The sequence below is a fragment of the Streptomyces sp. NPDC048171 genome, from assembly GCF_043202655.1.
Classification (GTDB): domain Bacteria; phylum Actinomycetota; class Actinomycetes; order Streptomycetales; family Streptomycetaceae; genus Streptomyces.
This window is the reverse complement of sequence record NZ_JBIDAU010000012.1, coordinates 237,217-261,302: the sequence shown is the minus strand read 5'-3', so window position 1 is coordinate 261,302 and position 24,086 is coordinate 237,217. Positions and strand designations below refer to the sequence as shown.

Here is a 24,086-nt window from a genome sequence, read left to right as displayed (position 1 = left end):
AGAGAAGTGAGAGCGAGCAGCTCGTCGTCACGAGGGGCCAGTCGTCCTTGAAAAGGGCTTTGGTTACCCGCGGTACCGCCACATGCGGTGGTGTGCATGCCGGCCGCCTTCGCCTCCCAGGCCGTCTTGGATGGGCGAGAACGACACGCCTTGCCTTCGATGGGGAGCCAACAGGCAGGTTTTGCAGTCTGTTTGAAAGTTTTCAGGTTGCTCAGTCATGACTTCAAGCGTTCCTGCTTCTTTCATTGACACCGGAAAATAACGGCCCTAAGTTCCCGCCCATGCAGTCGACTTCGCCTCCGACGCCCCCTCCCGAGGTCTTCCCGGCCCAGACGCCCGCGGTCGCGCAGATCTTCACCACGGTGCTCTCGCACGGTCCTCTCACCCGTTCCGAGGTGGCCGAGCGGACCGGCCTGTCGGCCGCGGCGGTGACCAAGGCGGTACGGCCGCTGATCGGGGCCGGGTATGTGGTGGAGGACGTCGACGACGCCCGCCGGGCGCTGGGGCGGCCGGCCAACCCGGTGCGGGTCGACGCAGGCCGAGCGCTGTTCGTCGGGATCAAGGCGACCGGCGACGAACTCATCGGCGTCCTCACCGACCTGTGCTGCCGGATCCGCGTGGCCCGGCACATACCGCTCACGGATCCCGCCCCGGCCGCGGTACTCGCCGCGATCTCGGAGCTCGTGCGGGAACTGCTCACCGAGGCAGAGGGCTTCGGTGTCCCGGTACTCGGACTCGGACTCGCCGTCTCCGGCGACGTGGACCGCGCCGAGGGAATCGTGCGCTACTCGCCGTTCCTGGAGTGGCGCGAGGTGGCGCTCGGCGAACTCGCCGGCACCGCAACCGGCTTGCCGGTCACCGTGGAGAACGACGTGCGCGCGCTGACCGTCGCCGAGCAATGGTTCGGTGCGGGCGTCGGGCTGTCCGACTTCGCGCTGGTCACCGTCGGCGCGGGCATCGGCTGCGGACTCGTCGTGCACGGGGAGGTGGTCGCCGGGGCGCACGGGGTGGCCGGTGAGATCGGGCACGTCGCCATCGACCCGGCCGGCCCCATGTGCCGCTGCGGCAACCGGGGCTGTGTGGAGGCGATCGCTGCTGACGGGGCCATCCTCGGCCGTATCAGCGAGAGGACGGGAGAAGCGGTCTCCGACCCGGCCGAAGCCGTGGACCTGGCACGGCGGGGGATCCCGGGGGTGCGGGAGGTCTACGCCGCCGCCGGAGAGGCCATCGGCCGCGGCATCGCCACCATGGCCAACCTGCTCGGGCCCGAGCGAGTGATCATCTCCGGCGAGGGCCTGGCCGCCTACGACCTGTTCGCCGACCAGATCCGCGACACCTTCGCCGCCTACGCGTTCGGCTCCGCCGCGCGGTGCGACGTACAGACCCGCCCCTTGCCCTTCGAGGAATGGGCACGCGGTGCGGCCGCCACCGCGATCCAGAGCTTCATCCGATCCGACACCGCCCGGCCGCGCGCCAACGGCGCTGCCGCGACTCTCTGAGGCACCGCGCCATCGGCTGCAGCAAGGGCTGAGCCGCCTTCCCGTCCTCACCACCCCGATCACCAGGAGGTACGCCCCGTGCGGTCATCCTCGTACTCCGCCCTGCCCGGAAGGCGGCTGCGAGCCGTCGTCGTCCTGGCCCTCACCGCCGGGCTCATGACGGCCGTCCCCGACGCACGAGCCGAGCCGGGAACGCCCGCGGCCCCTGCCTCCACGACCACGACGCCGGCCGCCAAGCCCTTCATGGGCTGGACCAGCTGGACCATGCAGTCGTCCAAGTACCCGGGCCTCAACCCGAAGGGCGACTACAGCTACCTCACCGAGGCGAACGTCACCAAGCAGACCGACGCCATGGCGGCCAAACTCAAGAAGTACGGCTACGAATACGTCAACATCGACGCCGGATGGTGGATGGACTGGTCCTGGAAGCCTCGGTTCGACGAGTACGGCCGGCAGAAGGCCGATCCCGAGCGCTTCCCGAGCGGCATGAAGGCCGTCGCGGACCGCATCCACGGCAAAGGGCTGAAGGCCGGTATCTACCTCCCGGTCGGCCTGCAGAAGGAGGCGTACGGCGACGGCAGGACGCCGATCTGGAACGCCGAGGGATGCACCACCGCCGACATCGTCCACGACGACCTGCGCACCACGAATGGCTGGGACAGCTCGTACAAGATCGACTTCTCTCGGCCCTGCGCGCAGAAGTACATCGACTCCCAGGCGCAGATGTTCGCCGACTGGGGCTACGACTTCCTCAAGCTCGACGGCGTCGGCCCCGGTTCCTTCAAGAGCGGCGACAACTACGACAACGTCGCCGACGTCGCCGCCTGGCAGAAGGCGATCGACACCGCCGGCCGTCCGATCCACCTGGAGCTGTCCTGGTCGCTGGATTACGGACACGTCGCCGACTGGAGGAAGTACTCCAACGGCTGGCGCATCGACACCGACGTCGAGTGCTACTGCAACACTCTGGTGAGCTGGGAGAACTCGGTCGACGACCGGTGGGACGACGCACCCGCCTGGACCGACCACGCCGGTCCCGGCGGCTGGAACGACCTCGACTCCCTCAACGTCGGCAACGGTGAGATGGACGGCCTCACCAAGGCGGAGCGGCAGAGCTACGCCACCCTGTGGGCGATCGCCAAGTCCCCGCTCTACACCGGCGACGATCTCACCCGGCTCGACTCCTACGGTCTGTCGCTGCTGACCAACCGCGAGGTCATCGCGATCAACCAGAGCAGCGCGCCGCCCGCCGAACCGGTCACCACGTCCGACCCCCAGCAGGTGTGGGCCGCGAAGAACCCGAACGGCACCTACACCGTGGCGCTGTTCAACCTCTCCGACGCGCCCGCCCCGGTGATGGCCGACTGGTCGACGCTCGGCTTCCAGGGCAGGGCCTCGGTGCGTGACGTGTGGAACGGCGAACGGCTCGGCACCTACCGGGGCGAGATCACCGAGGCTCTGCCCGCGCACGGCTCCCGGCTGTTCACGGTCACACCGCTCGGCACCGGCCTCAAGTGGACCGGCTACGAGGCCGAGGCGGGCAGCCTCGACGGCAACGCCTCCGTGGCCGACTGCTCCGCCTGCTCCGACGGCCGCAAGGTCGGCAACCTCTACGGCGGCGGCAAGGTCACCGTCAACGACGTCGTCGTGCGCCGGGCCGGCACCTACCAGATCAAGGTCTCCTACATCACCGGCGACGCCCGGTCGGCGCTCATCTCCGCCAACGGAGGCGGCGCCACCCGGCACAAGTTCGCCTCCACAGGTGACTGGTCCACGGTGAACAGCGTCCATGTACCGGTGAGGCTGAGGGCCGGGGCCAACACGATCACCATCGACAGCGGAGGCGACGGATACGCGCCGGACATCGACCGGATCGACGTGCAGAAGTAGCCCTCCGATCTCCTTTCGTCCTCCCTGGCAGGGGCCCGGTCTCCCTTCGCCCTCCCCGGCGGGGGTCCGGACCGCGCCGGGCCCCCGCACCAGACGCATCCGGAGCCGCCATGAACGCCTGCCCGAACGAACCGAGCAGACGCACCCTCCTCTCCTTCGCCACCACCGCGGGACTCGCCGCCGCCCTCGGCACGCTGCCCGCCTTCACCGCCTCCGCCGCTCCCGTCCGCCCCGCCGAGGACGCGCCGGCCGCCGGCTCCTCCCGTCACCGGCTGTGGTGGCGGGCCCCCGGAGACGAGGGCTCGCTCATCGAACAGGGCCTGCCCGTCGGCAACGGCCGCATCGGCGCGCTCGCCGGCAACGACCCCGGGCGCGAACTGCTGCTGATCACCGACGCCACCATGTGGACCGGCGGACTCAACGACACCCTGGACAAGGACGGCCAGTTCCCCTACGGGCGGGCCGACTTCGGCTCCTTCACGCTGCTCGCCCGGCTCACCGTCGACATCCCCGACCACGACCTCGGCGCCGTCCACGGCTACCGCCGCGACCTCGACCTCTCCCAGGGCGTGGTCACCAGCTCCTACGTGCGCTCCGACGTCACCTACCGGCGCGAGATGTACGCCAGCCACCCCGACGACGTCATCGTCCTGCACTTCACCCAGAGCGGCGGCGGACGCTACACCGGCGCTATCACCCTGACCGGCACGCACGGCGAGCAGCCCACAGGCGCCGAGTCGTTCGGCGCGACGCTCGCGAACGGCCTGCGCTACGGCGCCGCCGTCAAGGCCCGCGGCAGGGGCGGCAGGGTCACCGTCGGTGACACGCGGATCGACTTCTCGGGCTGCGAGGAACTCACCGTCGTGGTCAGCGCCGGCACCAACTACGCGCCCGACGCCACCACCGGCTTCCGCGACCCCTCCCTGCACCCGGAGCGGCTGGCCCGTACGAAGGTCCGCAACGCCATGTCGGAATCGGCGGACGTCCTGCGACGCACCCACGTCGCCGACTACCGCGCGCTCTACGGCCGGTTCGACCTCTCGCTCGGTGAATCCACAGCCGGACAACGCGAGCTGGACACCTGGGAACGCCTCCACGCGCGCACCCGTGATCGCGTGCCAGATCCGGACCTGGAGGCGGCCTACCTGCAGTTCGGCCGCTACCTCATGATCTCCGGCTCGCGAGACAGCCTGCCCCTGAACCTCCAGGGCCTGTGGCTGGACGGCAACGACCCGGACTGGATGGGCGACTATCACACGGACATCAACGTCCAGATGAACTACTGGATGGCCGACCGGACCGGTCTGTCCCGGTGCTTCGACGCCTTCACCGCCTACTGCCTCGCCCAGCTCCCCGCCTGGACCAGGCTCACCGAGGAGCTTTTCAACGACCCGCGCAACCGCTACCGCAACTCCAGCGGCCGCACAGCCGGGTGGACCGTGGCCATCTCCACCAACCCCCATGGCGGTGGCGGCTGGTGGTGGCACCCGGCGGGCAACGCGTGGCTGTGCAACAGCCTGTACGAGCACTACGAATACACCCAGTCCTCCGCCTACCTCGCGAAGATCTACCCGCTCCTCAAGGGCGCCTGCGAGTTCTGGGAGGCACGGCTGCTGACCCACACCCTCCCCGGCACCACCGAGGAGGTGCTGATCGCCGACAGCGACTGGTCCCCCGAGCACGGACCGCTCGACGCCAAGGGCATCACGTACGCGCAGGAACTGGTCCGGACGCTGTTCGGCAACTTCGCGGCCGCCTCCGCCCTGCTGAAGAGGGACGCCAACTACGCCGACACCGTCGCCGGGATGCGCAAGCGGCTGTACCTGCCTCGGGTCAGTCCGAAGACGGGGTGGCTGGAGGAATGGATGTCGCCCGACGACCTCGGCGAAACCACGCACCGGCACCTGTCCGGGCTGGTCGGCCTCTTCCCCGGCGACCGCATCCGCCCCGACGGCACCACTCCCGGGGAGATCGTCGACGGAGCCACCGCTCAGCTGACCGCGCGCGGCATGAACAGTTTCGGCTGGGCCAACGCCTGGCGCAGCCTGTGCTGGGCCCGGCTCAAGGACGGCGAGAAGGCGTACCAGTTGGTGATCAACAACCTCCGGCCGTCGAGCGGCGGCAGCAACGGCACCGCCTTCAACCTCTTCGACATCTATGAGGTGGAGAAGGGCCGCGGCATCTTCCAGATAGACGCCAACTTCGGTACCCCGGCCGCGATGACCGAGATGCTGCTGTACTCGCGGCCCGGCCATCTCGAACTGCTCCCGGCCCTGCCGGACGCCTGGGCCGCCTCCGGCCACGTCACCGGCCTTCCGGCGCGCGGCGGATTCGTCGTGGACCTCGAGTGGCGGAACGCAAGGCCCACGTCGCTGCGGCTCCGCAGCGTCGGCGGGCGCACGACGACGGTCATGTTCGCGGGCCGCTCCCGCGATGTCGTGCTCAAACCCGGTGCGTCCGTCACGCTGAAGGGGTTCGACCGGTGACCCGGCGGATCGCGTCCGTGGGAGGAGCACTGGCGATGGTGCTCACCCTGGCCGTGCCCTCCGGACACGCCCTCGCCGCGGATGCGGGTCAAGCGACTCGCCGGCACTCCACCATCACCTGGGGTTCCAGTGCTGACCGCCTTGGCGAGGGGGTCGCGGGGCGCGGCTACCGGCTCGTCGTGCGCACCAGCGTCGGCGGCGACCACCTTCGGATCCGGCTGTCGAACGCCTTCGGGGACCGGCCGGTGACCTTCGACAGTGTCTACGCGGGCCTCCAGAAGTCGGGGGCCGAGCTGGTGCGCGGAAGCAACAGGCGGCTGACGTTCGACGGTGCCCGCCCGGTCACCGTCCCCGCCGGACAGACCGTCTACAGCGATCCGCTCCCCGGCCGGTTCGCCGCCGGGTCGGACCTGGTCGTCAGCGTGCACAGCCCGAACGCCGCGGGGCCCGCGACCGGCCACGGGATGGCCATGGCGACGTCGTACGTCACGCAGGGCGATCACACCGCCGACGAGAGCGCCACCGACTGGGGGGACCGCACCGGCTCCTGGTACTACCTCGACGCCGTCACCGTACGGACCCCCGCTTCCATCGGTGCCGTGGCCGCGCTGGGCGACTCCATCACGGATGGCTGGCAGTCCTCGACCGATCTGAACCGCCGCTGGCCCGACTATCTGGCACGCCGGCTGCGCGGGTCCACCGCGACCACTGTCGAGGGCGTCGCCAACGAGGGCATCTCGGGCAACAAGGTGCTCGCCGACGGTGCCGGGCAGAGCGCGCTCGGCCGGCTGGAGCGAGACGTCCTGTCCCACCCGGGGGTCCGGACCGTGTTCCTCTTCGAGGGCATCAACGACATCAAGGCCCACACCGGGGTGACGGCGGAGGACGTGATCGCCGGCTACCGGGAGATCATCGAGCGGTCCCATGACGCCGGCCTGTGCGTGGTCGGCGCCACCGTCGGCCCGTACAAGGGCTGGTCCGAGTGGGACGCGGCGGGAGAGGCCGTACGGCAGGAGGTCAACGCGTTCGTCCGGGACAGCGGCGAGTTCGACGGCTTGGCCGACTTCGACCGGGTCCTGCGCAGTCCCCACGATCCCGAGCGGCTGCTGCCCTTCCTCGACAACGGCGACCACCTGCACCCCAACGACAAGGGCATGCAGGCCATGGCCGACGCGGTCGACCTCGCGAGCCTCGAGTGTGCGGGGCCCTCCGGCTCCTGAGTTGGTCTGTACCAAACCCTTGACAGCTACATCTCTCACTTCTTAACTCACGTTGTGAACTAACCGGCCGACGGGAGGCGTCGCGATCCTGATTGACAGATTCATGACATGTCTGACGTCCATATGAGAGGCATCCCCATGACCATGACCACGACGCTCCTGCGTCAACCCGCCTTACGCGGTGCACTGGGCACGGTGACCGCCGCCGCCCTTCTCCCCGGCCTCACCGGCGGACCCGCGAACGGCGCCGCGGCGGCCACCGGGCAGATCACTGGGCTCGGCGGCAAGTGCGTCGACGTCGCCGGCGCCGCCACGGCCAACGGCACGGCCGTACAGCTCTACGACTGCAACGGCACCGCCGCGCAGCAGTGGACCGTCGGTGGTGACGGCACCGTCCGCGCGCTCGGCAAGTGCCTGGACGTCGCCTCGGGCGGAACGGCCAACGGCACACGGACCCAGCTGTGGGACTGCAACGGCAGCGCGGCCCAGCAGTGGACCGTCACCGCCGCCCGCGACATCGTCAACCCACAGGCCGACAAGTGCCTGGACGTGGCCGGCAACAACTCCGCCAACGGCACCCCGCTGCAGATCTGGACGTGTACCGGGGCGGCCAACCAGAAGTGGTCGGCGCCGACCGGCGGTGACCCGGGTCCGGGCCCGGGGGCCATGGCCGTCGCGCCGTACCTCTACAACGGCTGGGGCAGCCCGCCGAACCCCACCACCGTGATGAACGCGACCGGAGTCAAGTGGTTCACGCTCGCGTTCGTACTCAGCAACGGGTACTGCAACCCGCAGTGGGACGGCGGCCGCCCACTGACCGGGGGCGTCGACCAGCAGACCGTCAACACCGTCCGTGCGGCCGGGGGCGATGTCATCCCGTCCTTCGGCGGCTGGAGCGGCAACAAGCTCGAGAGCTCGTGCGGCAGCGCCGGCGAACTGGCCGCCGCGTACCAGAAGGTGATCAACGCCTACGGACTCAAGGCGATCGACATCGACATCGAGGCCGCGGCGTACGACAGCCCGACCGTGCAGCAGCGCACGGTCGACGCACTGAAGACCGTCAAGGCCAACAACCCCGGCATCAAGGTGTACGTCACCTTCGGCACCGGCCAGAACGGCCCCGACAGCAGCCTCATCGGCAAGGCCGCCGCCGCCGGCCTCACCGTGGACAGCTGGACGATCATGCCGTTCAACTTCGGCGGCGCCGGACAGAACATGGGGCAGCTCACCGTGCGTGCGGCGGAGGGCCTCAAGACGGCGGTCAAGAACGCCTACGGGTACACGGACGACCAGGCATACCGGCACACCGGCATCTCCTCGATGAACGGCATCACCGACAACTCCGAGACGGTGACCGTCGCCGACTTCCGCACCATCCTCGCCTACGCGCAGCAGCGGCACCTCGCGCGACTGACCTTCTGGTCGGTCAACCGCGACCGGCCCTGCACCGGCGGCGGGGCCGACACCTGCTCGGGCGTCTCCCAGCAGCCCTGGGACTTCACTCGCGTCTTCGCCCAGTACAACGGCTGACCGGTCCGCCGTGCCCACCCCCCACTCACGCCGCCTCGCCGGCACAGGAGACGACATGCTCCGATCCCCACGACGTACCCGCAGACCGTGGACCGCGTTCTTCGTGGCCGCCGCCACGGCCGCCTCGGTCCTCACCGCCGTCCACCCCGCCCAGGCCGCCCCCGCGGCGGCGGCCGCCCTGCCCACCGGCTGGTCCAGGGTGGTGAACACCAACAGCGGAAAGTGTCTCGACGCCCGGGCGGCCGGGACCGTGAACGGCACGGTGGTGCAGCAGTACGCCTGCAACGGCACCACGGCCCAGCAGTGGAACTTCACACCCTCCGGCGACGGCTACGTGCGGATCGACAACCGCAACGACGCCAACCAGGTCGTGGACGTGAGCAACGTGTCCACGGCCGACAACGCCCCGGTCCACCTGTGGACCTACGGCGGTGGCGCCAACCAGCAGTGGCAGCCCGTCGACGAGGGTGGCGGCGCGTACCACTTCGTCAACCGGCACAGCGGCAAGTGCCTCGACGTTCCGTCCGCCTCGACGGCCGACGGCGTCCAGCTGGTGCAGTACACCTGCAACGGTTCGGCCGCCCAGCGGTTCCAGGTCACGCCGGTGAACACGGCACCGGGTGACGTGGACCTCGGTCCCAACGTGGTCGTCTTCGACCCTTCGATGCCGTCGTCCACGATTCAGAGCAGACTGGACACCATCTTCGAGCAGCAGGAGACGAACCAGTTCGGCTCCCAGCGCTACGCGGTGATGTTCAAGCCGGGTACGTACGGCAATGACGTCAACGTCGGCTTCTACACCCAGGTCCTGGGCCTCGGCCAGTCGCCGGACTCCGTCACGATCAACGGCGGCGTGCATGTGGAAGCCGACTGGTTCCCGCCGCAGAACGCCACGCACAACTTCTGGCGCGGCGCCGAGAACCTGTCCGTGAACCCGCCCGGCGGCACCGACCGGTGGGCGGTGTCACAGGCTTCCGGGTACCGGCGGATGCACGTCCGCGGCAATCTGGAGCTGAGTGACGGCGGCTGGTCGAGCGGCGGCTTCATGGCCGACAGCAGGATCGACGGCCAGGTGCGCTCCGGCACCCAGCAGCAGTGGCTGACCCGCAACTCCCAGCTCGGCAGCTGGACGGGGTCCAACTGGAACATGGTCTTCGTCGGCAGCCAGGGCGTCCCCGGCAACACCTTCCCCAACCCGCCGTACACCACGGTCGGCCAGACCCCGACCGTGCGCGAGAAGCCGTTCCTGTACGTGGACGACGCGGGCGGGTACCGGGTGTTCGTGCCCGCGCTGCGGGCCGACTCCACGGCCACCACCTGGGCCAACGGCAACGCCGCGGGCAGCTCACTCGGCATCGACCAGTTCTACGTCGTCAAGCCGGGCGCGACCGCGGCCCAGATCAACGCGGCCCTGGCCGAGGGGAAGAACCTCCTGGTCACCCCCGGCGTCTACCACCTGAACCAGACCCTGCGGGTGACCCGGCCCGACACCGTGGTCCTCGGCCTCGGACTCGCCACGTTCATTCCGGACAACGGCGTCACCGCCATGACCGTCGCCGACGTCGACGGCGTGAAGATCGCGGGCGTGCTCTTCGACGCCGGCACCACCAACTCGCGCACGCTGATGGAGGTCGGTCCGGCCGGTGCCGCCGCCGACCACTCGGCGAACCCCACCTCCCTGCACGACGTGTACTTCCGGGTCGGCGGCGCGGCCGTCGGCAAGGCGACCACCAGCCTCGTCGTCAACAGCGACGACGTCATCGGCGACCACATGTGGATCTGGCGCGGCGACCACGGCAGCGGCATCGGCTGGAACACGAACACCGCCGACACCGGACTCGTCGTCAACGGTGACGACGTGACCATGTACGGCCTGTTCGTCGAGCACTACCAGAAGCACCAGACCATCTGGAACGGAAACGGCGGGCGGACGTACTTCTACCAGAACGAGATGCCCTACGACCCGCCGAACCAGGCCGCCTGGATGAACGGCTCGACCCAGGGCTACGCCGCCTACAAGGTCGCCGACTCCGTCACCAGCCACCAGGCCTACGGCCTCGGCAGCTACTGCTTCTTCAACGTCAATCCGCAGGTCACCGCGGAGCACGCCTTCGAGGTCCCCAACAACCCGAACGTACGCTTCCGGAACATGGTGACCGTCTCCCTCGGCGGCACCGGAACGATCCGGCATGTCATCAACGACCGGGGCGGGCCCTCCAACTCGTCCACCAACGTGGCCAATCTGGTGAACTACCCCTGAGGCATCGGACGCCGGGCCTCGGCCGGCCCAGTGGACCGACGGGACGGCCGAGGCCCTTTTTGACAGGCGCTTGACAAATGTGTCGCACATTGCCAGCCTGCATAAGAATCGCAATTCCTCGCAACTTTCCACGTGCCACCCGCAATCACTGCACATTGCACGCAGTGCTCGGACGGCAATACGCGCATCCGGCGCGCGCCTTGCCTGACAACCCCCATGACGTCAGGAAGGAACCACCAGCATGTCCCAGCGTCCTCGCCCGAGACGCGGAACGATCACCGCCCTCGCCCTCCTGGTGGCCGCCGCGGCCGCGGTGGGCCCTCCGCCCGCTTCCGCGGCCCAGGCCGCCGACATCCCCGCGTCCGACTACCAGCAGGTACAAATGGCGACCGGCGCCGCGGAGTTGGGCGAGCCCATGTCGCTCACCGTGCTGCCCGACCGGTCCGTCCTGCACACCTCCCGCGACGGCACCATCCGCCGCACCGACGCCGCCGGCAACACGAAGCAGGCGGGGAAACTGGACGTCTACACGCACGACGAGGAGGGTCTGCAGGGCATCGCCGTGGACCCGGACTTCTCCGTGAACCGCTACGTCTACGTGTACTACTCCCCCAAGCTCAACACCCCCGCGGGCGACGCCCCCGTCACCGGCAGCGCCGCCGACTTCGAGGCGTGGAAGGGGCACCTCAATCTCTCGCGGTTCACGCTCAAGGCCGACGGCACCCTCGACACCACTGCCGAGAAGGTGATCCTGGAAGTCCCCAACGACCGCGGCCAATGCTGCCACGTCGGCGGCGACATCGACTTCGACGCGGCCGGCAACCTCTACCTGACCACGGGGGACGACACCAACCCGTTCGACTCGGCCGGATACGCCCCGATCGACGAACGCACCGACCGCAACCCCCAGTTCGACGCACAGCGCAGCTCCGGCTCCACCAACGACCTGCGCGGCAAGCTGCTGCGGATCAAGCCGACCGCCGACGGCGGCTACACCGTGCCCGCCGGGAATCTCTTCGCACCCGGCACCGCGAGGACACGGCCCGAGATCTACGCCATGGGCTTCCGCAACCCCTTCCGGATGTCCGTCGACCGTCCCACGGGAATCGTCTATCTGGGCGACTACGGGCCCGACGCCGGCGGCACCGCCTCGGACCGCGGCCCCGGCGGCCAGGTGGAGTTCAACCGCATCACCGGACCGGGCAACTACGGCTGGCCCTACTGCACGGGCACGAACACGGCGGCCGAGACGTACAACGAGTACACCTTCCCGAGCGGCCCCTCCGGCACCAAGTACGACTGCGGCGGTGGACCCGCCAACAACTCCTTCCGCAACACCGGTCAGGCCAAGCTGCCCGCCGCGAAGCCGAGCTGGATCAAGTACGGGCTGGAAGGCTCCCCGCCCGAGTTCGGTGGCGGCTCCGAGTCCCCCATGGGCGGCGAGATCTACCGCTACGACCCCGCCCTGGACTCCTCCGTGAAGTTCCCGCAGACCCTGGACGGCCGCTACTTCGCGACGGAGTTCGGACGTCGGTGGATCAAGGCCGTCGAGGTCACCGGGAGCGGCGGCTACGGTGCGATCGAGGACTTCCCGTGGAGCGGGACGCAGGTCATGGACTCCGACTTCGGCCCCGACGGCGCGCTGTACGTCCTGGACTACGGCACGGGCAGCAACAACCAGGCGCTGTACCGCATCGAGTACCTGGCCGGCAGCAACCGCAACCCGGTGGCCAAGGCCTCCGCCGACCGGACCTCGGGCGGCCTGCCCCTCACCGTGAAGTTCTCCTCCCAGGGCAGCTCCGACCCCGAAGGCAAGCCGCTCACCTACTCGTGGGACTTCGGCGACGGCTCGACGTCCACTCAGGCCGATCCCAGCCACACCTACACCACCAAGGGCACCTACCGTCCCACCCTCACCGTCAAGGACGCCGAGGGCCTCACCGGCACCGCCAGCCTGGTCGTGACGGCCGGCAACACCGCCCCGTCCGTCACACTCCAGCAGCCCCTCGACGGGCAGTTGTTCTCGTTCGGGGACACCATTCCCTTCCGGACGCAGGTCAGTGATCCGGAGGACGGCGGCATCGACTGCTCCAAGGTCAAGGTCACCTATCTGCTCGGGCACGACAGCCACACCCACGCCATCACGTCCACGAACGGGTGCAGTGGTTCCCTCACGATCCCGGTCGACGGCGAGCACGACAGCGCCGCCAACCTGTACGGCGTCCTGGACGCGGAGTACACCGACTCCGCGGGCCTGACCACCCACTCGCTGCGCACCCTGCAGCCCCGTCACCGTCAGGCCGAGCACTTCTCCGCCCAGTCGGGCGTCCAGGCCGCCGCCCATGGCAACGCGGAGGGCGGCAACACGGTCGGCTTCACCGACGACGGCGACTGGATCTCCTTCAAGCCGTACGCGCTCGCGGGCGCCTCCGGCTTCTCCGCCCGGGTCTCCTCCGGTGGAGCGGGCGGCACGCTGGAGGTCCGTGCGGGGTCCGCGACCGGAACGCTGCTGGGCCGCGCGAACGTGCCGGTGACCGGAGGGTGGGAGACCTTCACGGACGTCTCGGCACCACTGTCCCAAGTGCCGCCGGACAGCACCGAGCTGTACCTCGTCTTCCGCGGACCCACCGGCCAGGGCAACCTCTTCGACGTCGACGCCTTCACCTTCACCACGGGCGGACCCGCCACCAGGACCTGGGAGGCGGAGTCCTACACCTCGTCATCAGGAGTGCAGCCGGCCGCGCACGCCGCGGCGAGCGGCGGGCAGACCCTCGGATACATCGACAGCGGGGACTGGGCCGGATACGACTCCGTGCCCACGGCGGGCGCCACCTCGGTCTCCGCGAGGGTCTCGTCGGCCGGGGCGGGAGGAACGCTGCAATTCCGCTCCGGGTCGCAGAACGGCCCGCTGCTCGGCTCGGTGCCGGTCCCGGTGACGGGCGACTGGGAGACGTTCACCACCGTCAGCACGGCGCTGAACACGACGGGGACCGGCCCTCTCTTCCTGACGTTCACCGGCGGCAGCGGATCCCTGTTCGACATCGACACCCTGACGCTCTCCGCGTCGACGCGAAAGGGGTGATGAACCGTGTCCACTCTCACGAGACGCCTGCGTCACGGAGCGGCGATCCTCGCCACGGCCGTCGCGTGCGCCCTCGCCGCACCGGCCCCGGCGACACAGGCCGACCCACTGCGAAGGGCGGCGGACTTCGACGTCCTGGTGTTCTCCAAGACGGCCGGCTTCCGGCACGACGCCATCCCGGCCGGCATCGACGCCCTGCGCGAGCTGGGCGGCCAGGGCGGCTTCACCGTCACCGCCACCGAGGACGCGGCCGCCTTCACGCCCTCCGGCCTGTCCGGTTACGAGGCGGTGGTGTTCCTCAACACCACCGGAGACGTACTGAACGGCTCCCAGCAGGCCGCCTTCGAGACGTACGTCGACTCCGGCGGCGGATTCGTCGGGGTGCACGCCGCCGCCGACACCGAGTACGACTGGCCGTACTACGGCCGTCTCGTCGGCGCCTACTTCGACAGCCACCCCGCGATCCAGCAGGCAACGCTGGCGACCGAGGACCGCACCCATCCCGCGACCGCCCACCTGGGGGCGACGTGGACACGCACCGACGAGTGGTACAACTACCGCGCCAATCCCCGTCCCGGCGTCCACGTGCTCCAGACCCTGGACGAGACCACCTACAGCGGCGGCAGCATGGGTGGCGACCATCCCATCACCTGGTGTCACAGCCAGGGCGACGGCCGCTCCTTCTACACGGGACTCGGTCACACCGCGCAGTCTTACGGCGATCCGGCCTTCCGCTCCCTGCTGCTGGGGGCCGTCCGCTATGCGGCCGGGCAGGCTCCGGCCGACTGTTCCGCGCCCGGCGGCTCCGACCGGATCGAGGCGGAGTCGTACACGTCAGGCTCCGGTGTACAGGCGGCCCCGCACGCCGCTGCCAGCGGCGGGCGGACACTGGGCTACATCGACAACGACGACTGGGTGGGCTACGCCGCCGTCTCCACCGAGGGCGCCCGCTCCTTCTCGGCAAGGGTGTCGTCGGCGGGTGCGGGCGGCACGATCGAGGTCCGGTCCGGCTCGGCCACCGGCACGCTGCTCGGCTCCGTACGGGTACCGGTGACCGGCGGCTGGGAGACCTTCACAGACGTCTCGACCACGCTCGGCGCCACCGGGTCCGGTCCGCTGTTCCTGCGGTTCACCGGCGGCAGCGGCGCGCTGTTCGACATCGACACCCTGAGCGTCAGCACCGAACCCGCCGCCGAAGCGCTCAACCCGGACGTGCACCTCTTCTACTACCCCTGGTACGGCAGCCCGGCGACGAACGGCAGCTGGCGGCACTGGCAACAGGGCGGCCAGACCCCGCCGGACGCCGTCGGAGCCGACTTCTACCCGGCTCTCGGCCCCTACGACTCCGGCGACTTCACCGGCGCCGTGGCCCAGCACATGGAATGGATCGCCCGATCCGGCGCCGGCGTGCTCGTCTACAGCTGGTGGGGCCGGGGCAGCTACGAGGACCGGCTCGCCCGGGGTGTCCTCGACGCCGCCCAGAAGAAGGGCATCAAGGTGGCCTGGCACCTGGAGCCGTACGCGGGCCGAACCGCCGCGTCGACCGTGGCCGACGTCCAGTACATCAACGACACCTACGGCAGCCACCCGGCCTTCTACCGCTCCCCCGAGCACGGCGGCAGGAACGCCTTCTACGTCTTCCAGAGCCTCGACATCACCGACTGGTCCCCGCTCGACCAGGTCACCGGCACCAGCAGCGTGCTCGCCCAGACCACCGACACCACCAAGATCGCGCACTTCTCCGGGATGTACACCTACGACGGGATCGCGGGCGCCACGGCCCCGGGCTGGAAGCAGGCCGGTGACTACGCCCGGGCCCACGACCTGATCTGGGCTCCCTCCGTCGCACCCGGCTACCTCGACGACCGCGCCGTGCCCGGCAACACGACGCCCACCGTGGAGCGGAACAACGGCGCGGCGTACGACCGGCAGTGGAACAACGCCCTCGATCCCGCCATCGGCGGCTCCCCGACCTGGGTGTCCGTCACGTCCTTCAACGAGTGGCACGAAGGCAGCCAGATCGAACCGGCAGCCGCCGTTCCGCCGGAGAACCCCGGGTACCGGACCTACGACGGCGCCTACGGACTCACGGGCGCGGCAGCCCAGACGGCATATCTCGACCGCACCGCCCACTGGGCCGACCGCTTCACCGGAGCAGGCTGAGTGCCCGCATCGCGTCGCGTTCGACGCGTGAGATGTCGTGGAGGACCGAGCCGGCCTCCGTGAGGTTCCTCGCGTCACCGGAACCGCCTGCCGCCGCGACGAGTGCGGCCACCTGCGTCCAGAGGGTGGCCGCCTCGGCATACAGGCTGTGTCCGGTGCGCAGGTGGTCGTCGTCGATCTGCCGGGCGCACTCGGCGAGGAAGTCCCGGTAGAGGTTGCGGAACAGGGCGCCGCCGGTGCCGGCGCTCTCCATGAGGGCGGCGGCCCTCGGCAGGTCCTCCTGCGGATTGCCGGTTCGTTCCAGCCACTTCGGCACTTGTGCGGCGGCCTTCTCGATGCCCCGGTGGCCCAGATTCGCGATGGGCGGGTTGAGGAAGGCGTCGGCGCAGCTCTTGATCGCGGGGATGATCCGGTCCTGCGCCGGCGTCAGGCCGCTGGGCACCGTGAGGGTGAAGGAGCGGTGCCGTGCTGTCATCGGGCCGCGCGCGGCCCTGGCACCGGCCAGGGCCGCGAGGCTCGTGGAGACGGATCCGCCCTGCTGGGAGGTGTCCACCAGGTAGGCGTCGTGGTCGTCGTAGCCGTACATGGCGACGATGTGCCCGCCGAAGTGCACCTTGGTGCTGAAGTAGTCCAGGTGGTAGCTGTCGAGTTGCAGACCCACCGGCCGGCCGGCGTCGATGGGTGCCGCGACGTTGTGCCATGCCTTGCGCGGGGAGGTGGTCTCCTCGACCCGCAGCTCAAGTCCGAGTGTGCCGGCCAGATTTCTGGTGAGTTCGAACGGCTTGACCCGTCCGCCCAGGAAGGGAAAGTCCATGTTCTTACTCGCCCAGTAGACGAAGGACAAGCCGGAGCCGAGCCCGAAGAGCATGGGCTCGGACAGGTCGAGTCCCCCATGCCGCAGCAGGACGCCCAGCGCCGCCGTCTCGCAGTGCTCGGCAGGCCGGGCATCGATGTCCTTCACCATGGCCACGCGGCTCATCCTCCTTCCTGGGCACCCTACGACCTGTGGCGCCCGGCACGCATGGGCCCCCGTCGACAGGGCAACCGACAGCTACGTCCCTCACGTTAGGAAGTCCCGTCATGATGATCGTCGGAATCGTCGCCGTGTGCGTCGTTCTCGCCGTGCTCGCGTTCCTCGTACCGCGCCTGTCCCATCGTCCGCAGCGCGGCACCCAGCGAACGCTGGGCGCCGGCTCCCGGGCCGGCGGCAAGGCACCCGGCGTCCTGGGCCGCGCACTCAGCAAGCCGTTCCGCAGCAGCTCCAAGGCCGTCGGTCGCAGCGGTTCGGCCGGTCGCCGGGCCCGTGGCCACATGCCGTTCTGACCCCGAGGAGTCGCCCGGCAGACTGACGTGGTTCGTCTTGGCTCGTTTCCGTCTGGAGCTCTGCGCAATGCCGCTTCCCCGGCCGGTCCCGGTCCTCCGTCCTGCTCTCGGGGAGGACGTCGTGGTCCTTCAGGAGCTTGCCCGGCGCACCATCGACGCACGTTACCGTCCATTCCTGGGGGACGAGGGCGTCGACTGGTTCATCGGCAGCGGGGCCTCCGACGATCACATCGAGTCGCACTTTCGCCAGGGGCACCTCCACTGCCTGGAGGCGGGCCGGGACCTCGTGGGACTGCTGATCACGGAGGAGTCCACCGTCGACCTGCTGATGATCGACGCGGACCGTCAACGCCAAGGGCTCGGGAGGCTGCTGCTGGCGCAGGCCGAGCGGTTGCTCTTCGCCGAGTACCAGGAGATCCGCCTGGAGACCTTTGCCGGCAATGTCACGGCCGTCGCGTTCTACGAGGCGTGCGGTTGGTCGGTGTCGGGGCAGCTGGAGTCCGACGGACCCGACCGGATCGAGTTTCGGCGGTATCGAGAGCGGGCCGGCACTGTGTGAAGGTGCGGCGGGGCGGTGTCAGCGGCGGTGGACGCTCACCGCGTAGCCGCCGCCGTCATACGGGTCGGCGTCCCAGGTGGCGAAGCGGTCGGTGAGGGTGAGACCGGCTCCGGTGCAGTGGGCGTCGTACTGCGCCAGGGTGAGGCCGGGCGCCACGGGCAGATGGTCCCGGTCGAGGCCGAAGCCCGCGACGAGCAGGCCGCCCGGGCGCAGCGCGCGGGCGAGCGCGGCCGCGACGTCCGCCTCGGTGCCCGGAGCGAGGAGCGGAAAGACGTTGCCCGCGGCGACGACGAGGTCGAAGCCGGGGGTGACACCGGCGGCGGCCGGGTCGAAGTCCGACAGGTCGGCTTCCAGCCAGGTCAGCCGGGGCGCGCTTCTGCGGGCCACGGCCAGCATGGAGGCGTCACGGTCGACGCCGACGCCGTCGTACCCGAGTCGGGAGAGCTGGATCAGGACTCGGCCGGTACCGCAGCCGGCGTCCAGCACGCGTGCCCCGCGGGGCACCAGCGTGGCGCACAGTCGTGCCTCACCGTGTACGTCCTGTCCTTGTTCCGCCAGCTCCGCGAAACGAGCGGCGTACTGCTCACCGGACGTGCCGCCGGTCAGCTGTTCCCATCGGTTCATGGCGGCGAGTCTAGGGTCCCCGATCGCTCGGCTCGTACGTCAGTGCCGCATGTATGGCCAGTCGGCGAGTTCCTCGGCGCCCGCGGGCTGCGCGACGGCCTGGTCCACGGTGTCGTGGAAGGAGTAGACGGGACGCAGCCCGCCGAGGGTGAAGACGCGGAGCAGCCGCTCGTCGTCGCAGGCGATCCGCAGGGAGCCGTGGTGTGCCTGGATGCGCTTGGTGACCGCGACGATCATGCCGAGGCCCGCCGAGTCCAGGAACGGAGTACCGCACAGGTCCAGGACGAAGTGCAGGTGGCCCTCGTCCAGAAGCCGGACCACCGCTGCTCGCACGACCGGCGCGAACGCGATGTCGATCTCACCACTGGCACCGACGACGGTCCAGCCGTTCGTCACGTAATGGGCGACCGATCCGTACTCGTGCGGTCCTGCCAGGCTCTGGTCAGTCACTTATCCGTCCCTCACATCGCTGTCCGATTTGCCCTGTGTCATCCAGGAAACGGGATGCCGTCACCCCCTCACAAGGGCCCGGATTTCAGATGGTGAGCGAGAGTGCCCGGGAGACCCGTTCCGCCGTGCCGAGCAGCCGCGCCACGGCCTGGTCGAGCGAGGCGGAACGGCTGACGTTCACGGAGATCCCGAGCGCGCCGATGGTGTCGCCCTGGCGGACGGGCACCGCCACGCACGCGGTGCCGAGGGCGTACTCCTCGACGTCGGTCACGGCGGGTCTCTGAGCTGCGGCGTCGAGGCGTCGTAGCAGTTCACGGCGGTAGGTGATGGTGCGCGGGGTGAGGTCGTGCAGTGTGTGACGGGAGAGGTAGTCGGCGCGCGCCCCCTCGTCCAGTTCCCGCAGCACGCACTTGCCGAGCGCCGTGGCGTGTCCCGCGTCCTCGAAACCGACCCACAGATCGACACGGGGGGCCTTCGGGCCGTCCACGATCTCCGCGACCCTGATCTCGCCCTCTTCGTAGAAGGTCAGGTAGGCCGCGGCCGACAGGCCGTCGCGCAACTCGGCGAGCGTCGGACGGACCCTGCTGAGTGCCGCCTGTTCGCGGCTTCCGCCGTGCAGTGCGCCCAGCTTCTCTCCGAGGACGAACGTGCCGTCGTCGAGTTTGCGCACGTAGCCGTCGTGCACCATCGTGCGCAGGAGGTGGTAGGTGGTGGCCAGGGCCAGCCCCGTCTCACGTGCCAGCTGCTTGGCCGGGACGCCGCCCTCGTGCGCGCCGACCGCTTCCATCAGCCGGAAGGCTCGCTGCACCGACGAGATGAGTGTGGGACCGTCCTTGCCACTCATGTCTCCACGGTGCTCGCGCGCACGACGACCCGCAAGTCCGGACCGCCCTCGACCAGGGCCCCGGCCCGACCCCATCGGTCACCTGGGCTCCGGGTCCAGCCAGGGCCGCCGTCCCGGGCCGGTCGGGTGCGTGCCCGTGACGCCCATGACGACCGAGTAGAGGCTGGTCTCCGCGGTGATGAAGAGGCGGTTGCGCTTGGGACCGCCCCAGGAGATGTTGGCCACCGTCTCGGGGATGCCGAGCCGCCCGATCAGCGTGCCGTCGGGGTCGTAGCAGTGCACCCCGTCGGCCATCGCGGCCGCCCAGAGCCGGCCGTCGGCGTCGAACCGGAGGTTGTCGAAGCGCGCGTTCTCGCGACGGGCGGCCTCGGCGAAGATCTTGCCGTCGGAGAGGGTGCCGTCGTCCCGTACGTCGAAGACCCGGATGCAGCCGGCCCGGGTGTCGGAGACGAAGAGCTGACGCTCGTCCGGCGAGAAGACGAGCCCGTTCGGTGCCGCGAAGCAGTCGGCGACCAGATCCACCGCACCGCTGTCCGGGTCGATCCGGTACACATTGTTGGCCGCGATCTCGCTCTCGGCGCGGTAGCCCTCGTAGTCGCTGGTGATGCCGAAGTCCGGATCGGAGAACCAGATGGAGCCGTCCGACTTCACGGCCGCGTCGTTCGGGCTGTTCAGGCGCTTGCCCTGCCAGCGGTCGGCCAGCACCGTGAGCGTGCCGTCGTGCTCGGTCCGTGTCACCCGGCGGTTGCCCTGCTCGCAGGTGATCAGCCGGCCCTGCCTGTCGAGCGTGTTGCCGTTGGGGTGCCCGGCGGCGCGGCGGAAGACGCTGACGGCGCCCGTCTCCTCGTCCCAGCGCAGCATCCGGTCGTTGGGGATGTCGCTCCAGATCACCTGCCGCCAGGCAGGCAGGTAGAGGGGCCCCTCGGCCCATCGGCATCCGCTGTACAGCACCTCCAGGCCGTCGTCGCCGTTCATGCACCGCCCGGTACGGAACCGGTCGTCGAGCATCTCGTACAACGCGGGGCGTTCGTCGGTCATGGGTCCCCTCCCACAGACAGGCCGAACAATCTTCGGCAGACAATGCATATCCTAGGATGCCGTATGGCGCCCGGTGCCCCATGCCGAATGGAGAATTGTGGATCACATTGACCGTGTCCTGCTGACGCGACTCCAGCAGGACGCCACGCAGTCCTACGCCGTACTCGGCCGGGCCGCGGGCCTGTCCGCCGGGGCGGCTCACGAGCGGGTGCGCAAGCTGCGGGAGCGGGGGGTCATCCGACGGACCACGGCCGAAGTGGACCCGGCGGCGGTCGGGTGCGGTGTCCTCGCCTACGTGATGGTCGACTCGACGGCGTGGATGGGCGACTCCGCACAGCGCTTCGCCGCGCTGCCCGAGATCCTGGAGGCGCACATCATCGCCGGCAGCGCCTCGGTGCTGGTGAAGGTCAGGACCGCGACCACCGGGCAGCTGCAGGACGTGCTGCGCCGGATCTACGCCATCGAGGGCGTCAACGGGACCAAAGCGACGGTTGTGCTGGAGACGCTCTTCGAGCGGCAGGTTTCTCCGCGGGCGGGCGATCAGACGTGAGTCGGTGCAGGGACCGGAGGGAGTTACGAGACCGAGGCGGGCGGACGGAAACAGGCGATGACGGTCTTGCCGTCGGGACAGGGCCGGGCCTCCCACTCATCGGCCAGTGCGTCGACGAGGAACATGCCGCGCCCGCCCAGGCGGTCGGGGCTCGCCGCCCGGGCCAGGGGGAGCTCACCGGAGGAGTCGTGCACGGCGATGTGCAAGCAGTGCTCGTCCCACATCATCATCAACTGTGCGCTGCTGCGGGCGTGTACCTGCGCGTTGGTGACAAGCTCCGAGACGGTCAGCAGCACGGCGTCCACCGTCTCCGGAGCCGTGGCGGTCCACCGCATCTTCCGCAGGTGGCCGCGGGCCCAGTCCCGAGCCGTTCGCACATCGCTGGTGAGCGGCAACGACTTTGCCCAGCCCACTGCCCGTAGTGATGATCCGCTCACGTCGGCACCTCCTGCTCCGGTTCCCGTCCTCTGCCACGACTACCCCGCTACGGCGGATCGAGGCACAGAGGTCGAGGCCGGCCGACCGTGTCGCGCCCAGGCCGTCCGCCACGGACCACGGCGGCCGGCTCGCGCAGCCGACCGGTTCACCCGTCGAGGAACTTCAGGAGTTCGGCGGTGACGAAGCGGGGGTTCTCCTCGACGAGCCAGTGTCCGGCTCGCGGAACGTCCACAGCCCGCTCGATGTTGGTCATCCGAGGGGCCACTGTGCCCCGGATCGCGTCGAGTTGTCCTTCCGCGGTCATGAGCAGGGCCGGTACGCGTACCGGCGCCGCGGCCACGGTGTCACGGACGTCCCGGTCGAGGGCGCGGTACAGCTCGAAGCCGCCCGAGAGGGCTTTCGGCCGGCTGTAGGTGCGTGCGTACTCGTTGATCTCGGCCCGGGTGAACGGGGAGTCGTCGGACGTGCCGCCGAACGCCGAGCCACGGTACGAGACCTGGGGGTAGAAGAGCGCCAAGTACTCCCTGACGTCGTCGCCCACGACCGCCTCGGGGACTCGCCGCTGGGCGTGAAAGGCGATGTGCCAGCTCAGTGAGCGGTAGGTGGGCGCGTCGATCGCGGGCCCGGGCAGCGGCAGGTCGAGGTAGCCCAGGCGCGCGGTGTCGCCGGGGAACTGGCTCGCGTACTGGAATGCCACCGCGGCACCGAGGTCGTGCCCGATGACACGGGCGTCGTCCAGCCCGAGCCGGTCGGCGATCAGCTTGTGCACGTACCGCGCCAGCGTGGCCTTGTCGTAGCCGGAGGGGGAGCCGGTGCTGTCGCCCAGTCCGGGCAGGTCGACGGCGTAGACGGTGTGGTGCTCGGCGAGTTCCGGCATGATCGGCCACCAGCCGTACCAGGTCTGCGGCCACCCGTGGATCAGCACGACCGGCGAGCCGCTGCCGCCCCTCACGTAGTGCATACGGACACCGTCGACGTCGGCGAACTCGTGCCGGAAGCTCTTCTCGAACCGGGGATCGTCCCGGGTGACGGCGGTGTACGCGGGGACGTCGTCCTCCGCTGCCGGTGTGGAACAGGCCGCGGTGGCGATGGTGAGCAGGAGGGTGACGAGAACGCTTGTCACCGTTCGCGCGGAACGGCGGAAGGTGTGCGGCATCGGCCGTGGTGCTGGGATCATGGGTCGCAGTCTCGCCAGCCGCCCCCGACCTGGCACTCCCTCTTGCGGTTACGGCAAGAACCGGCACGGCCCGTCCGACGTCGGCCGCCACCCGGTGGCCGAGGCAGTCGACGACCGACCGGGCGGCACAATGGCACGATGGATCATCACTTCGTTGGCATACCGGAGTTGACCGACGTCCCCCGAGTCGCGGTCGTCATCGACGTCATGCGGGCCTTCACCGTGGCCGCCTGGGCCTTCTCGCGTGGCGTGGAGAAGATCGTCCTGGCCTCCACGGAGCGTGAGGCGCTCGAGTTGAAGGAGAGCCGGCCGGGTTGGCTCGCCCTGAAGGACGGTGCTCCGGCGGCCGGGTTCGACGCGGTGAACTCGCCGGGCCTGCTCAGGTCCGCCGAATTCGCCGGCCGCACGCTGGTGCAGAAGACGACGGCGGGAACCGTGGGCGCGCTGGCCGTCGCGGACGCACCGCTGGTCCTGTGCGCGAGCTTCGTGGTGGCCGGACCCACCGCGCGGTTCCTGCGGAGCCAGGAGGCCGGTCCGGTCACGTTCGTCGTCACCGGGGAGGACGGCAGGGCCGACGAGGACCTGGCCTGTGCCGAGTACATCGGCCGTCGCGTGGACGGTGACGGTGTCGACGCCGCCCCGTATGTCCACCGTGCGCGCAGCTCGCGCGCCGCGGCGGAACTCGCCGCAGGGCTGCGGAGCGGCTACCACCCCGGTGACGTCGGCCTCTGCCTGGAAGTCGACAGGTTCCCCTTCGCCATGGCGGCCCGTCAGGAAGGCCCCCTGACGGTGCTCCGGCCCGTTGCCGTGCCCGACTCCGGCCGTCCCGGGCGGTCCTGAGCCGCTGCCGCCGGCCCCTGGCCAAAAGCGCGCGTCCGGCCGGACGGGGCGGGTCACACCCCTGGACGGTCGTCACGGGGGTGTGCTCTGATCCTCAGTGCGCTCCCGTCTTC

Annotated in this window: 19 protein-coding genes; 12 read left to right on the top strand and 7 right to left on the bottom strand. The window is 69.9% G+C overall.

The features are described 5' to 3' along the window. Nucleotides 1-281: 281 nt before the first annotated feature. The 8 genes from ACGF3J_RS31510 to ACGF3J_RS31475 all read left to right on the top strand — a co-directional run bounded on the left by ACGF3J_RS31510 (nt 282) and on the right by ACGF3J_RS31475 (nt 16,130). A complete protein-coding gene (locus ACGF3J_RS31510; RefSeq protein WP_161329838.1) occupies nt 282-1,499 on the top strand; it encodes an ROK family transcriptional regulator in 1,218 nt (405 codons plus the stop codon). A 78-nt stretch (nt 1,500-1,577) separates the two neighbouring features. Beyond that, nucleotides 1,578-3,389 (top strand): CBM35 domain-containing protein, encoded by a 1,812-nt coding sequence (locus tag ACGF3J_RS31505; protein ID WP_161329837.1) that lies wholly within the window; start codon nt 1,578-1,580, stop codon nt 3,387-3,389. Between the two features lie 110 nt (nt 3,390-3,499). Further along, nucleotides 3,500-5,875 (top strand): glycoside hydrolase N-terminal domain-containing protein, encoded by a 2,376-nt coding sequence (locus tag ACGF3J_RS31500; RefSeq protein ID WP_393855304.1) that lies wholly within the window; start codon nt 3,500-3,502, stop codon nt 5,873-5,875. Between the two features lie 35 nt (nt 5,876-5,910). After that, nucleotides 5,911-7,095 carry an SGNH/GDSL hydrolase family protein gene (locus tag ACGF3J_RS31495; protein WP_393855303.1) on the top strand — a complete coding sequence of 395 codons (1,185 nt, stop codon included), beginning with the start codon at nt 5,911-5,913 and terminating at the stop codon, nt 7,093-7,095. Between the two features lie 144 nt (nt 7,096-7,239). Further along, nucleotides 7,240-8,625 (top strand): ricin-type beta-trefoil lectin domain protein, encoded by a 1,386-nt coding sequence (locus ACGF3J_RS31490; protein WP_393855302.1) that lies wholly within the window; start codon nt 7,240-7,242, stop codon nt 8,623-8,625. Between the two features lie 55 nt (nt 8,626-8,680). After that, nucleotides 8,681-10,885 carry an RICIN domain-containing protein gene (locus ACGF3J_RS31485; protein ID WP_161329833.1) on the top strand — a complete coding sequence of 735 codons (2,205 nt, stop codon included), beginning with the start codon at nt 8,681-8,683 and terminating at the stop codon, nt 10,883-10,885. Between the two features lie 241 nt (nt 10,886-11,126). Beyond that, nucleotides 11,127-13,967, top strand: coding sequence for a carbohydrate-binding protein (locus ACGF3J_RS31480; protein ID WP_393855301.1), 2,841 nt, complete (start codon nt 11,127-11,129; stop codon nt 13,965-13,967). Nucleotides 13,968-13,973: 6 nt separating this feature from the next. Next, on the top strand, nt 13,974-16,130 hold the full coding sequence (locus ACGF3J_RS31475) for a ThuA domain-containing protein (RefSeq protein ID WP_393855300.1): 2,157 nt from the start codon (nt 13,974-13,976) through the stop codon (nt 16,128-16,130). On the opposite strand, the gene ACGF3J_RS31470 is transcribed toward ACGF3J_RS31475, so the two are convergent. Beyond that, nucleotides 16,114-17,100 carry a BtrH N-terminal domain-containing protein gene (locus ACGF3J_RS31470; protein WP_161329360.1) on the bottom strand — a complete coding sequence of 329 codons (987 nt, stop codon included), beginning with the start codon at nt 17,098-17,100 and terminating at the stop codon, nt 16,114-16,116. The genes ACGF3J_RS31475 and ACGF3J_RS31470 overlap by 17 nt on opposite strands. 110 nt (nt 17,101-17,210) lie before the next feature. Here ACGF3J_RS31470 and ACGF3J_RS31465 point away from each other — a divergent pair, with 110 nt between their 5' ends. Both ACGF3J_RS31465 and ACGF3J_RS31460 read left to right on the top strand, forming a co-directional pair. Further along, nucleotides 17,211-17,453, top strand: a complete 243-nt coding sequence (locus ACGF3J_RS31465) for a DUF6411 family protein (RefSeq protein WP_361360183.1) — start codon at nt 17,211-17,213, stop codon at nt 17,451-17,453. Between the two features lie 121 nt (nt 17,454-17,574). Continuing rightward, entirely contained in the window at nt 17,575-18,012 is a 438-nt protein-coding gene (locus ACGF3J_RS31460; protein WP_393855299.1) for a GNAT family N-acetyltransferase, read from the top strand. Between the two features lie 18 nt (nt 18,013-18,030). On the opposite strand, the gene ACGF3J_RS31455 is transcribed toward ACGF3J_RS31460, so the two are convergent. The 4 genes from ACGF3J_RS31455 to ACGF3J_RS31440 form a co-directional block, all read right to left on the bottom strand. After that, nucleotides 18,031-18,636, bottom strand: a complete 606-nt coding sequence (locus ACGF3J_RS31455; RefSeq protein WP_161329355.1) for a bifunctional 2-polyprenyl-6-hydroxyphenol methylase/3-demethylubiquinol 3-O-methyltransferase UbiG — start codon at nt 18,634-18,636, stop codon at nt 18,031-18,033. A 39-nt stretch (nt 18,637-18,675) separates the two neighbouring features. Continuing rightward, nucleotides 18,676-19,086, bottom strand: coding sequence for an STAS domain-containing protein (locus tag ACGF3J_RS31450; protein WP_161329354.1), 411 nt, complete (start codon nt 19,084-19,086; stop codon nt 18,676-18,678). An 85-nt stretch (nt 19,087-19,171) separates the two neighbouring features. Then, nucleotides 19,172-19,930: an IclR family transcriptional regulator gene (locus ACGF3J_RS31445; protein ID WP_161329353.1), complete on the bottom strand. Its 759-nt coding sequence runs from the start codon at nt 19,928-19,930 to the stop codon at nt 19,172-19,174. Between the two features lie 78 nt (nt 19,931-20,008). Further along, nucleotides 20,009-20,968, bottom strand: coding sequence for an SMP-30/gluconolactonase/LRE family protein (locus ACGF3J_RS31440; protein WP_393855298.1), 960 nt, complete (start codon nt 20,966-20,968; stop codon nt 20,009-20,011). A gap of 97 nt (nt 20,969-21,065) precedes the next feature. Between ACGF3J_RS31440 and ACGF3J_RS31435 the strand changes: the two genes are divergently transcribed. Then, entirely contained in the window at nt 21,066-21,518 is a 453-nt protein-coding gene (locus ACGF3J_RS31435) for an Lrp/AsnC family transcriptional regulator (protein ID WP_393855297.1), read from the top strand. A 23-nt stretch (nt 21,519-21,541) separates the two neighbouring features. On the opposite strand, the gene ACGF3J_RS31430 is transcribed toward ACGF3J_RS31435, so the two are convergent. Both ACGF3J_RS31430 and ACGF3J_RS31425 read right to left on the bottom strand, forming a co-directional pair. After that, nucleotides 21,542-21,955, bottom strand: coding sequence for an ATP-binding protein (locus ACGF3J_RS31430; protein WP_161329350.1), 414 nt, complete (start codon nt 21,953-21,955; stop codon nt 21,542-21,544). Between the two features lie 146 nt (nt 21,956-22,101). Next, complete coding sequence (locus ACGF3J_RS31425) at nt 22,102-23,133, bottom strand: alpha/beta fold hydrolase (protein WP_393855296.1); 1,032 nt, start codon at nt 23,131-23,133, stop codon at nt 22,102-22,104. 138 nt (nt 23,134-23,271) lie between these two features. On the opposite strand from ACGF3J_RS31425, the gene ACGF3J_RS31420 reads away from it, so the two are divergent. After that, nucleotides 23,272-23,973: a 2-phosphosulfolactate phosphatase gene (locus ACGF3J_RS31420; RefSeq protein WP_393855295.1), complete on the top strand. Its 702-nt coding sequence runs from the start codon at nt 23,272-23,274 to the stop codon at nt 23,971-23,973. Nucleotides 23,974-24,086 lie beyond the last annotated feature (113 nt).